Origin of the sequence: Tabrizicola sp. BL-A-41-H6, assembly GCF_050632395.1 — a bacterium.
In the GTDB taxonomy this organism is placed as follows: Bacteria; Pseudomonadota; Alphaproteobacteria; order Rhodobacterales; family Rhodobacteraceae; genus JAUYQR01.
The window spans coordinates 1,845,752-1,858,862 of the sequence record NZ_CP192600.1 but is presented as its reverse complement, the minus strand read 5'-3'; the positions used below and the strand labels follow the sequence as shown (position 1 = coordinate 1,858,862).

The following is a 13,111-nucleotide window of genomic DNA, read 5'->3' as shown; positions in this document are numbered from 1 at the left end:
ATGAAAGGACCTAAGTTATTGCTTCAGCAGCGCCCTTTTTTCGGCATTTTTGCTGATCCTTTTGGAAAGTCTGCCCGCTCAATGCAGATCGACGGGGATCGCATTCGTATAATTCGCCGCGGCCATGTGGCGTCTCTTTCCCTCCAAGCACTGGCAAGCCCACCTACGGTCAAGAAAGGATGGCTCGGAAGCGCTCTGACCATCAGGTCAGGCGAAAATCACGAGTTCATCCTGAAGGGTGCGCGCCACGTCGAGGCCGAGAAGTTCTCATACGACGTCAGAAAGGCATGGACTCGTTACAATTGCGCAGCTCTTGAAAAAGAAGCTGATCGTATTCAGTGGATCCTTGATGGCGTGAGGGCGCTAGTGGCGCCGTCCCGATACCCGGCCGCCTGCCAGATCGCGACGCTCTTGGGGGAGGCCCGCCATCTGGAAGCCGTGCTCCTATCCAAGCTGAATGTCGAAGCCATTGGTCGTGAGGCTAACGCGCGGATCGCGCCAATCCGAAATTTCACCTCCGACCCGCGGACGGCTCGGGCCCGTGGCATCGCCGCGTTTGTGTCGGCGGAGCTCGACCGCTGGAAGGATTTCTTCGACACAATCGAAAGCAAGCCGCTGACCCCAGAGCAGCGTCTATCGGTCGTGGCGGACGAAGATGCAACGCTCGTTCTGGCTGGCGCAGGGTCAGGCAAGACGAGCGTGATCACCGCCAAAGCTGCCTATCTTGTAAAGGCAGGTGTCCGTAAGCCGGAGGAAATCCTCCTGCTTGCATTCGCGAAGAACGCGGCCGCGGAGATGTCGGAAAGGGTCGAAGCACGCTCGGGGGTGCCCATTGTGGCGCGAACCTTCCATGCGATTGCCTACGACATCATTGGGTTCGTAGAAGGATCAAAACCGGCGCTCGCGGACCATGCTACCGATGACTTGGCGTTCACCAACCTGATCAAACAGATCCTGAAGGACCTCATCCTTCGACTATCAGACGTGTCGAAGGCGATCATTCAGTGGTTCGCGCATTTCTTGGTGGAGCCAAAGACCGAATGGGACTTCAAGACCAAGCATGAGTTCTATTCCCACATGGAAATCCAAGACCTTCGCACGCTTCAGGGCGAGAAGGTCAAGAGTTACGAAGAGCTTCAGATCGCCAACTGGCTTTATGAAAACGGTGTCGAATACGCGTATGAACCGGTCTACGAGCACAAGATACCTGAAACCGGAAGGCGTGATTACCAGCCCGACTTCCGACTGACCGAAAGCGGCATTTACATCGAGCATTTTGGAGTGCGGCGCCAGAATATGGCCGATGGCAGTGAACGGTTGTTCACGGCTCCGTTCGTTGATCGGGACCAATACTTGGCTGGCATGGAGTGGAAGCGTCAGGTCCACGCCGAGCATGAGACCACCCTGATTGAGACCTTCAGCTATGAGCGGCAAGAAGGGCGTTTGCTGACAGGCCTTGCGGAAAAGTTGGCACCGCATGTGATCCTTAAGCCCCGCCCTGTGGACACGATCTATGACAGGATCGTCGAGATGAATCAGGTCGACGATTTCTCGAAGCTGCTCGGAACCTTCCTGCGCAAGTTCAAGAGTGGCGGATACAGCCTGCGGGATTGCGAGAGCAAATCTGAGCGACTGAAATTGGGAAGGCGGGCCAAGGCGTTTCTCAATGTATTCGCGCCGGTCTTCGAGGAGTATCAGAAGCGTCTAGGCGACAGGATCGATTTCGAGGACATGATCCTGCGCGCTGCGGGCCATGCCGAGACTGGCCGCTATGTCAGCCCGTTCCGCCATATCCTGGTCGACGAATTTCAGGATATTTCGCAGAGCCGGGCCCGGCTGGTGAAGGCGTTGAAGGCCCAGCATCCGGACGCGCGCATCTTCGCCGTTGGCGACGATTGGCAGTCGATCTTCCGCTTTGCCGGTTCCGACATCCATTTGATGCGCCATTTCGGTCAAGTTTTCGGCGGCAGCTTCGATGGCGAGGTTGGAGTGCACCGGGCCGTCGATCTCGGTCGGACTTTCCGTTCAGTCGACCAGATCGCCTTCGCCGCAAGAACCTTCGTCTTGCGGAACCCCGCACAGATACCGAAGCAGATCATCCCGGCCGGGACTGCAACCGAACCGGCAATCAGGATCGTGACGGTGTCCAAGGGCGAGGAAGGGGATAAACTGTCCGAGGTCCTCACCGCAGTAGCCGGGGCTGCCGAGCCGGATGCAAAGCCCGCGACAGTCCTGCTGCTCGGCCGTTACCGCTTCGTTGAACCAGACATCCAGGACCTACGGCGGCGTTTCCCGTGTCTGAAGATCGTTTTCAAGACGATCCACGCCTCGAAGGGTCTGGAAGCCGACCATGTGATCCTTTTGAACGCCGACAGTGGGCGCGTGGGCTTTCCGTCAGAGATCGTCGACGACGCCCTGTTGTCGTTGGTTTCGCCGGAGGAGGAGCCGTTCCAGAATGCCGAAGAACGGCGTGTTATGTATGTCGCTATGACCCGCGCGCGCCATACCCTGACAATTATGGCGTCCAACGCGCGACCGTCGTCTTTCGTCACCGAGCTACGGAATGACGCCGCCTACGGCCTCGCAGGGGCACCGGGGACCGAACCGGAGGCCAATACCTGTGGTGAGTGCGGAGGCCGCTTGGTGGGAGTCGCCGGTCAGGACGGCCGCATTTGGTATCGCTGCGAGCATGTGCAGCATTGTGGAAACCTTCTGCCTGCCTGTCCATCTTGCGGAAAATCTTTGCCACGCCGAGCGGACGTGACATCCGAGGTTCGCTGTGGCTGCGGCGCCAGTTACCCAACCTGTCCAAAATGCAAAGACGGTTGGTTGATGGAACGCAAAAGCGGCTACGGGCAGTTCCTCGGCTGCGTTCGCTATCCGACCTGTGCGGGCAAGGCAAAGGTTACAGCACCGAAAGGCCGCTCGTCGGTCCGGGCCGACAAGGGCTATGTCAGCGCCGAGCGCGAAGCGGCATTCAAGAGACCGGGCAAGGTCTAGGGTGTGATGCGCAAGGCTCAGACCGGCGCCCCACTGCATCCTCTGGGCGAGTGGACGACACCATCATCGAGATGGTGCGGGCCAAGGTCGAGCATCTGTTAAGGGTGATCAATTCGGCGATTTGAAGACGCGCAATCGCGGCCTCGTCAAGGAACGCACCCAGCTCTTCACGATGTTCGCGCTCGGCAGCCATTTAATGGTCCGATGGAGGCTGATGGCATGAGGACGGGTCTGCCCCTAGCCGGGAAACCGCCCTTGCTGCAGGCACGAAACGGCGGAATCCGCCTCTCGCGTGCCGCGTCACACCAACAAAGCGATCAAGCCACCATCTCCGCGCAGCCGGACGCGTTGCAGCCAGCGAGCGCTCCGGGATGTTGGCGATGCTGCGTTAAAGAAGAGGGCGTCCGCAAGAAAGTCACGCTAGCGAGCTCCGCACCACAGAAAAACCAAAGTTGCATAGTACAGCTTGTTCGGAGAAGATGAATGTCAACAATGGGTTAATTCAAAGTGTTTCTGAACGTGCTAGCCGGACAGGCCTTTCAAATATTTCTTAACGCATGACCTTGCCGCCCCCGCTACTCGCCGCAGGCATTGATGCGGTGTCCGGTAGGCCTTTGCACACCTACCGCCTAAGCAGCAGCTCGTTCGCGGCATTGCAGGAAATGCTGCAGTCCAGGCTCCCAAGGGCACCAAAACCGTTGGCACATGCAATGTGCTTTGTTATTTGGGCCGCAGAAAAGTTTCGACGAGATTTTCAAGGCGGTTCCGTATCTTGGTCTTTCCTATTTGAGGCTTTGAAATTACCTGAAGACCAAGCGATTGGCCGAGAGCTCGTCGCGCACGGGCTTGCGCAGTTCCGGCGACCAGCTCCACGACAGACTGATGCGGGGACAATTTACCTGAAGACGTTGGTCGCAGAGGGTGGCTTGCCTGAACACCTGCTTACTGAAGCTGGGAGGTACAGACTTCTCATTTCTGCCCTAATGCAGGATATTGAGACGTTGGGAGCCGGAGCACCTACAAGCTCACTTCGCATCCTTGCAGAGCGTCGGGCCCAAGTCTTGTCAGCTGGATTTCGAACCGACGAGTTTCATTGTCTGCTCGCTGATTTTGCAAACCAACTGATCAACCTCAAAGGCCTTTGTCCCAAAGATCTGCCGACCGTCGCGCGAGAAGCATGGCTGGATGCCCAACGACCTGGCTGGCGCGCTGCTCTGCCACTGCGCATTGAAAGCGCTGCCGCGCAAAGCCTTCTGCGCGACGCGCTGAAGTCCGACTATCAACGCACCAGGCGCGAGATCGTTGAACGTTCGCTGGTGTCGGTTGGCGCTGGGAAATGGAAGGCGCAGCTTTCGATTTCTGGTCACGCGGAGTTGCCCAAGTGGCTCCTCGGACCAATCCCACAAGGACTGCGCCGCTTTCGTCTACGTCCCGACCTGGCAATGAGCGAAGCTTGTCCGTCCCTGATGCTTGCCGCCGAGATAGATGACGGCACACCTGACCTGTGGACGGTAAGACGGGAAAGTGGTCCGCGTACAGCTCAGTTCGATTTTCCACTAGATCGGGTAGCCGTCTTTCAGATGGTCGCTGATGGACGGGTCATTGGCTCGTTCACCCCCCCCAGTGGCGACGGACTTTCTTCCGAACAGATGCCGACGTTCTGGTCGATGGAGTCTGCTGATGGTTTGGGAAGGCCTCAGCGGTTACGCCGTATTGGATCAACGTCGGTTCGAACCCGGGCGCAGCAGGTTTGGCTGCTCTTAGGACCCGGAACATCCCCAAAAGCGGATGCATCCTTAAGTGTTGAACCAGCGGGAACCGTCGGCGTTGATCTGCTGTATATGGTAAGCGGAAGTGGTTACATCTTCGGCTCAGATGGCGGCTGGCGGTTCCGAGTGACAACCGCAGCTGACGATGATCACGTGGATCGATTGATTTGCCATGGTGCCGTCGCCGAAGGTATTCGCGACACCCAAGGCGGGCCTGTCTGGCGCGGCTGTCCGGCTTTCATGGTTGAACCAGCACAAGGTTCGGTCCGGGCGGCTTCTCCGGCGGAGTTTCTCTGGCGAAGCGCAGGGCAGCGAACTTGGCGCAATGGTTTGCCGGCGACCAACAGCTTGGGGATGGTTCAGGTTGGCTGGAAAGGGACGGAAGGCGCCGTGCAAGCGGTCGAGGCGCTTCGTCTAGTCCCCCAGACACTCCGCTTGCGCACGACATCGTTGCCAGACGGTGGTGTGCGCGTTCAGGTAGCCGGCCTTACACCCGGCAGCCTGATGTCCGTCGAACATGGCGCACTCGTGGAAGTTGCTCCGGACGGAAGTCAAACCATTGACGTTCCAACGAGGCAAACGGAAACTGCTCGGCTGGCCATCCTTTTTTTCGATCCAAGCAGTGGCCAGCGCCTTGATGCCACAATGTCCCGACCCTCAGACCGCGGCTGGATCGTTGCACCCGGAGATCGGTTGCTCGCGAAGGAAGAGGCGGTTTCGTTGGATGAGCTGCGCGGTTGGCGAATTACCCTGCCCCAAGGGCGGAACGGCCAGCTTCAGCTGCGGCTTATCGACACGAACAGCAAGGTTTCGCACCAGAAGGTGCTCATAAATCTGAGTTCTGAGGTTGCGATTACTGCATTTCTTCCCTTGATCCGCGGGCTCCTCGCGATCGGCGGGCCAGACTCGCATATCCGTCTACGGCTTATCGTCGGGCAGTACGAAAGCCCTCGATTGGTTCTTCGGCGTTTTAAACGGTCTGTGCAGTGGGACGGAGAGAATCTTGTCACGGCAGAGACCGATCAGCCCAGACGCCCCTCGTCTGTTGCTTTGGATGAGGGCGTGAATAGCGCCGTCGAGCAGTCTGTGGCAATCGATCCGCATCCTGTAATGAACGTCAGATGCGTGAACTTGTCCTGTCCAGAACTGCTGGTTGATAGTCACGGGATCACCGCGACTACCAACATCCACGCCATGCTTTCAGCTGACCCCGGGCCATGGCTTGTCCTGCCGCATGACGCGGGTGGAACGATGCGACCCGCTCGCCCGATCCAGACCGAAGCTTCGGAAGCGTCGCTTGCTCGGTTCGGCAGACCATTCATCGAAGCTGGGTCCGCATTAACGCGCTTGTCGCGCGTGCCCGCATTTGCAAGTGCTTTGCGCAGCATGACGTTGCCTACAGCAGTGGGAGACGCTGCGTTGTTCGAATGTCTTCTCGATGCAGTTGGTGACGCGTCGGACTTGGCCGTGCTGGATCAGACTCTCGCCTTGGCACAAACTCCGGAAGCGGCGGTCCTATTGGTGCTGCGCGCAACGCCTGATCGCCTGGGCGACAGGCTGGCTCTAGAGGATTTCAGCCCGTTTTCCTGGTGCACCACGCCTGTTTCGGCATGGGCAATTGCCATTCGCTCCGAAACTGCCCGGCTTTCGAACATGTTGCTAACGATGGGCCTGACTGACAAGGAGTCCTTGACGTATGCGGATCAACAGGTCTCGGCTCGTCTCCGCGAGGTGCTCCTGCGCCGTATGGATCTTGCCGGCCAGGTGATACTTGCCGCGGTCCAAACAGGGCTGTTTCCGAAACACGCGGCACTTTTTGGGCGCATCCCTCCGGGAATCAATGCGCCTGCGCCGTCCCTGCTGCGTCTCGCCCGTGAAGCAGTGATGCGCCAGGAAGGCGAGGATCAGCTCTTCCCAGAACTCGAAGCTCTCAGCGTTCCGATCGGCTTTGATGCCCTCAATCCCGCGATGCGCGGATTGATCCACACCCCTCTAATTGTGGCCGAATACGCAACCGGCATCCGCACCGGTCTTCCGTCCGCGGATGTCGCGATCGCGATCCTGCACTTTCGCACCTACGACCCTGCCTATTTCGATGCGGCCGTTCCGGCAGCCATCGCTTGGCTTGCACAAGGAAACGCATAAATGTCCCTGCAAACATCCGGATACGGGCAGACCCTCGCCGGTATCGGCAAACGTGCGGCGTCCGCAATCGTCGCGCGTGGCAAGCTATCCTCGCAGTCAGCCCGCGACATGCTTTTGAGAAGACTTTCATCAGCGCCGGGTGGTCCCGACAGCCTGCTTGCCACGCCAATCTATGAACTGGCGCGGATGTGGAAGCCATCGTCCTACAACTTCGGATCGCTTGCTGGAACACTGCTGCGTGAAGATCTGGTCGCGGCTCTGGACGGAGCCGGCGATCAGGCGCTCCCGCGCGGCTTGCATCCCTACCAACACCAGATTGAGGCGTGGCAAAGTGCAGCGCGTGGCCGCAGTTACATGGTCACCAGCGGCACTGGCTCGGGCAAGACTGAATGCTTCATGGTCCCGATGCTAAATGACCTTCTTACCAATCCGGGGCAAGCCACAGGCGCGGGTATCAAGGCCATTGTGCTCTATCCGCTTAACGCGCTGATAGACTCGCAGAAGGAACGGCTTTCGGCCTGGATCACGCCATTTGCTGGTCGACTGTCCTACGCGATGTACAATCGGCACACACCGGACAGCCCTTCTCCCGCCCGTCGACCCGGACCGGCCGAGATCGCGGATCGCAGAACCCTGCGATCTACCCCGGCCGACATCTTGGTGACCAACGTCACGATGTTGGAGTATATGCTCACCCGAGCGCAGGACCGGGCAATCCTTGAAGCATCCCAAGGGCAGCTTCGCTGGATCGTACTGGACGAGGCGCATAGTTACGTCGGCGCGCAGGCGGCTGAGATGGCGCTGCTGTTGCGGAGGGTGCGGCAGGGTTTCGGTGTGGACCCGTCTAAAGTTCGTCTTGTTGCCACCTCCGCCACCATTGGCGAGGGAGCAAAGACAATTGAAGACCTGCGCCGTTTTGTTGCAGACTTAGGCGGCGTGCCTACAGATCAGGTGGATATTATTCTGGGGCAAGAGGCGGAGCCGTTGCTTCCCCGGCCTGGCACGGACTCAGATCTTTCAAAGTTATTGCTGCAGTCAAGCAGCCCCGCCGAGCTGTGGTCCCTTCTGGCAGGGCATCCGAGGGTTCAGTCGGCACGCCGAATGATGCAAACATCCGGGCAACCTCTGACATCTCTTTCCGGAGTATTGTGTCCAGAAGTACCCTTACCAGAGCAGGCCAGCGCCGCCGAACGCATCATCGATGCGGCTGCTGTTGCTCGTGAGGCTCCCAGCTCACCAGGCCTTCTGCCGTACCGTGTACACGCTTTCCATCGGGCTCAGGCAGGTCTTTGGGCTTGTGTTAACCCTGCCTGCGCTGACCGGGCACCGGAACTCGCCAGAGAGGGCGCCGATTGGCCATTTGGACAGATCCATCTGTTCTCTCGGGATCGGTGCACCTGCGGTGATCCTGTATTCGAGATCGTCGGTTGCGCAGATTGTGGTACGCCGTGGCTGCTCGCACAACGAACTTCAGGTTCGATTCAACATTTGAACCAGATGCCGCCCAGCGAGTCAGAGGACGATTATGTCCTCGACAGCGAGCCAGAAGACGATGACGAACCTACTGGCCCATCCACTGAAGTCTTGATCACGCCCGCCACACCCACCCGTGCGGGACTGCCATTTCGGCTATCAGACGCCGCTCTACGCGACATTGCTACCGATGATCCAGGCCACGTCGAAATCCACGTGACAGTTGCATCTGAGCGCGCCTGCTGTCCGCGCGCCGGCCACAAAACCGTAGGTCTGGTCCGCCAGCATTTCGGCGCGCCTTTTCTTCTGGGCAACGCTATTCCAAGCTTGCTCGCGGGCATGCCTCCGGCAGAAAACCCGCAGGGAATGCCGTCAGGTGGTCGCAGACTTTTGTCCTTTACCGACAGTCGCCAAGGCACAGCTCGCTTCGCCGCCAAACTTCAACAGGAAGCTGAACGCAACCTTACGCGCGCCGCGATTTGGCATGCAGTCCAAGAAGGCGGCGCAGGCGACCCGGCCAAGATTGAAGAATTGCAGGCGCTAATTCCTATTCTTGCTAGCAACCCCGCTCTCGCGACACTCTTAGCGGAAAAGAAGCGGGAACTTACAGATCTGACTGAAGGCGCCGCCGTCGTGAGCTGGGGTGACATGGTCTCTCGGCTGTCGCGCAACGTCGAACTAATCGACCATGCGGGTGCTGTCTGGAAAGGTCGGCCCTATGGTGGCGATGTTCTGGCCGAACACCCCGACCTGCTAGCCCGTCTATTTTTGCTGCGTGAGATGTTCCGGCGCCCGCGGATGCAAAACAACGCTGAGACCATGGGACTGGCCCGATTATCGTTCCCTGAACTCGAACGCCGCGCAGCGACCAATGTTCCCGCCGCTCTGGCTGAGGCTGGCCACGGTGCCGAAGTTTGGATCTCTCTATTACTTGCGGCGATCGATAGCGAGTTCCGCACCAATCTGGCAGTCGATCTTGCCACAGGCTTCACCGATGGCAACCGCACGATTGATGCGGCTCATTGGATTAGTCCAAAGCAACAAACTAAGATCGTAATGGAGCCGGGCACACGTCCTGAGGATATTCCCGCAAAGGGCCGCCCTGTCATTTGGCCGACGGCCAAGAGTGACCGCCGCCTGGTCAAGTTGATTTTCATTTTGACCAAAGGGAGCGCGGAGGCGGGCATTGACTGTGACCGCACGACGGCCGTACTGGCAGCTATCTGGACGACCCTGCAACAATCAGGCACGATTCAGAAGTTCGGTACTGGATGGCAACTGTCCTTTGCTCACGCTGCCCTCGCGCGCCAAGACACGGCCTGGCTTTGCCCTCTGACAGGGCGTTTGCAGCCTTACTCGCTTGCCGGGCTCTCCCTCAACAACATTGAGGCTGGGCCGACATTGAGCGCCGTCGCACTTCCCCGGCTGCCGGTCGCCCGCGCTACAGGAATTTCCAGCGTAGAACGAGACACGCTACACGCGTGGATTGAGGGTGATTCCAACGTAGCCATCCTTAAGTCCCGGGGCCTTTGGACCGACTTGCATGACCGCGCTGCCGAATTTGCGCCGTTCCTACGAGCGCAAGAGCATTCCGCACAGATCGATCGGGGCAGTCTGCAAACCTATGAGGACGCTTTCCGACAGGGCCGGATTAACATCCTGAACTGCTCCACAACGATGGAAATGGGCGTCGATATTCCCAATGTCGGGGTCGTGGTGAACACCAACGTGCCCCCTGCCCCCACAAACTACCGCCAGCGGGTTGGTCGGGCGGGGCGGCGGGGCGAGCCATGGGCGCTTTCCTTCACCTTCTGCAAGGATCAACCACTCGACTGGTCCGTATTCCATGCTCCCGAAAAGCTACTATCGGCCATCATTCCTGCGCCCCGTGTAAGCCTCGACAGCGCAGTAATTGTGCAACGGCACGTGAATGCCCTGCTGCTTGCGATGTTCTTGCGGGGTCAAGGCGGCATAAAGGTCACCACCCAGATCGGAACTTTCCTTGGTGCCACCGAAAATCCGGAAAGCCCGTTTATCTCCGATCCGCAGGCAGATGCGTTTCTCGTAGCACTGCGCAGCGAGTGGGCTACTGATCCGTCTGTCACCGGGGCGCTGAAGACGCTGACGACCGGCACGGCACTGGAAGGACAGTCGGCGCTGACGGAGCGCACAGCCCTTGCATTTGACGACCTGCGTAATCGCTGGCGACTGGAATATCTCACTTTGGTGGATGGACAAAGGTCGGCGCCAGAAGGTGACGCAACGCACAACTTCTACAAATACCGCGCGCGCCGGATGCGTCGTGATTTCATGATGACCGATCTTGCCAGGCGCGGTTTCACACCCGCTTACGGTTTCCCCGTAGACGTCGTTGCGTTCGATCATGTGGGCCAACCAGGGAACGGAAGTGAAGGCGGCCCGTCCCGCTCGCTCGACATTGCAATCCGCGATTATGCCCCGGGCTCCGAAGTGGTCATAAATGGGCTCGTGCATCGGTCTGACGGTATTCTACCCGCTTGGGGCAATCGCAACGACCCGGACTCTGTAGAAGACCTGCGCAGCCACTGGACCTGCCGTGATTGTGGCGCATTTGGCATTTCACGGGCACCGATGCCGTCCTGCCCAGCTTGTAAAGAATTGACGACCACGCGCGAAATTCTTCGTCCATCCGGCTTTCTCGGCACATCCCGGCCGCATGTTGCCTATGAAACGCTGGAATGGGTGCGCCCGGATCGTCCCCGCGTCACTACAGACAAAGCCGATTGGCAAACGCTGTCGAATGCCGAAATCGGCCGTCTTCGGGCTGAACGCGGAGGTAAAGTACTATTCACTGCATCAGGGCCAGCCGGCCAAGGCTTCGCAATCTGCATCGCCTGTGGTCGCGCCGCTGCAGAACATGGGCCTTCGTCAGAAACCGCCGTGCCCCGAGCGCTGCTGGGGCATCAGCCACTTCAACCGATCCGCAATAATCCCCGTAATGATCGCCTTTGCCCTGGAAACGACGAGTCCTCACGCAAGATCCGTCGCAACGTAATCTTGGGTCATCAGGTTGCGACCGATGTGTTCGAACTGCAGTTAAACGCTCTACCCGTCACCGAACAAGGCCGCGGTCAAGCTCTTGCCATTGCCGCAGCCCTTCGCGAAGTGGTCGCTGCTCGCTTAGGAGTGGAAGCGGAGGCGATCGGAACAGCAGCCGAACCCGGCCACCGTTCAGATGGTCAGCGACGCATGTCCATCTGTTTGTTTGATCGCGCTTCAGGCGGTGCGGGATTTGCCGTAACGGCACAGAGTGACCTGCCATCTCTGTTGTTGTCAGCATCCAAAAGGCTCGATTGCCCAGCCAATTGCGTCAGCGGCTGTCCGGAATGCATCTTGCGCCGGGATGTGCAGTACGACTTGGGATCAATGGATCGGCCCGGTGCTGCCCGCATATTGAAGGAAATGTTGCCGCACCTCGCGTTGCCCGACGATTTGAAACTTTTTGGTGCCGACAGCCGCGCCATTACCGAGCCGCTCACGACTTGGCTCGAACGTCGCATGGCGATCGGTGATCTGACAGCCTTGGACTTATTCTTCCATGGAAACCCGACGGATTGGGATTTGCTGGATTGGCCACTGACAGCAACCCTCGGTCGACTTGTCCAAGGCGGTGGGCGCGCGTCCATCTCAATTGCAGAGGCCGCAATTCCGACGATGGAGCTGTCCGAAAAACTAGACCTCTTCCGGCTACTTTCCAGAACCGGCGCCTCGCTTCATGTGACCAAAACTCCACCAGAAATGAAGGGCTGGCCGATAACGGCCAGGGTTCATTGGCCTGGCAGAGCAATCTGTGTCGCTACGCGGCCAGACGTCTCCAATCCCAAAGCGAATTGGGGCCAAACCACCGACTGGCCCTTGATCGCCGGAACGGGCCCGGAGATCGCGATGAGCAATCCTTTGGCGCCTATGAAGCTCGCTCAGTTTCAGGAAGGGAACAGTGTCTTCATTGAAATCGCAACCGAGCTGGATGGCCCGGTAGCAGGTTTCGGGCAGCGGTTTTGGAAACTGATCCGATCACGACGCCCTCAGTCATTTGTATCCGGCGGCCAACTTGTCTCGGCGACTTACACGGACCGCTATCTCCGCAGCCCGCTGACGCTGCGTCTTTTGGCCGAGCTATTGAAACATTTACCTGGCCGCACCGAGTCGACCAAAATCAGCGTGATCACCGCCGAACAAAGCGCACTTCGATTTGAGCCCCGGCTTCTGCACGATAACTGGTCGGACGATAACGTTCGAACGGTCACTATGCAGAAAGCCCTCGACGGCGTTGCAGTTCAGCTTCAGCCGCAGGCGCGCTGTCCGCATCCTCGCCGAATGCTCCTGGAATGGTCGGATGGGCGGCGACTAAGCATTCATCTTGATCAAGGCCTGGGACCTTGGCGCACTGCCGGCCGACCCGTTCCGTTTGATGCATCCCGCCCAGCGGATTTACAGGTGCGCGATCTTGAACGTCTTGTCTTCGACATCGCGTTGCAAGACTCCGGTCGGGCTCCCTCTCCGCTTTGGATAAGTTGGTAACGCCAATAGAAAGCAAGGAAGAACACAACCGTGGAGTTAGAAGGAACCCGCTCCGGCCCAACTGGTTGGGGACGGGTTTCATAAGCCAGAATACTGTGGAAAGCGGATATCTCACTTCCGGGGCCTTTCGCTCGAAGGCGTAGGACGGTGCTTGTGCTCGCCTG

3 protein-coding genes are annotated in these 13,111 nt (G+C 58.7%); all 3 read left to right on the top strand.

Annotated elements, in window-relative coordinates; translation table 11 throughout:
* Window positions 1–81: 81 nt before the first annotated feature.
* The 3 genes from ACROUL_RS09155 (at window position 82) to ACROUL_RS09145 (ending at window position 12,947) form a co-directional block, all read left to right on the top strand.
* Window positions 82–3,000, top strand: a complete 2,919-nt coding sequence (locus ACROUL_RS09155) for a UvrD-helicase domain-containing protein (RefSeq protein ID WP_431301271.1) — start codon at window positions 82–84, stop codon at window positions 2,998–3,000.
* Between the two features lie 557 nt (window positions 3,001–3,557).
* On the top strand, window positions 3,558–6,914 hold the full coding sequence (locus ACROUL_RS09150) for an STY4851/ECs_5259 family protein (RefSeq protein WP_431299191.1): 3,357 nt from the start codon (window positions 3,558–3,560) through the stop codon (window positions 6,912–6,914).
* Window positions 6,915–12,947, top strand: coding sequence for a DEAD/DEAH box helicase (locus tag ACROUL_RS09145; RefSeq protein WP_431299190.1), 6,033 nt, complete (start codon window positions 6,915–6,917; stop codon window positions 12,945–12,947).
* Window positions 12,948–13,111 lie beyond the last annotated feature (164 nt).

Bases quoted from the DNA above. Each gene is read 5' to 3' on its own strand.
- ACROUL_RS09155 (WP_431301271.1), top strand. From the start codon at position 82: ATGCAGATCGACGGGGATCGCATTCGTATAATTCGCCGCGGCCATGTG.
- ACROUL_RS09150 (WP_431299191.1), top strand. From the start codon at position 3,558: ATGACCTTGCCGCCCCCGCTACTCGCCGCAGGCATTGATGCGGTGTCC.
- ACROUL_RS09145 (WP_431299190.1), top strand. From the start codon at position 6,915: ATGTCCCTGCAAACATCCGGATACGGGCAGACCCTCGCCGGTATCGGC.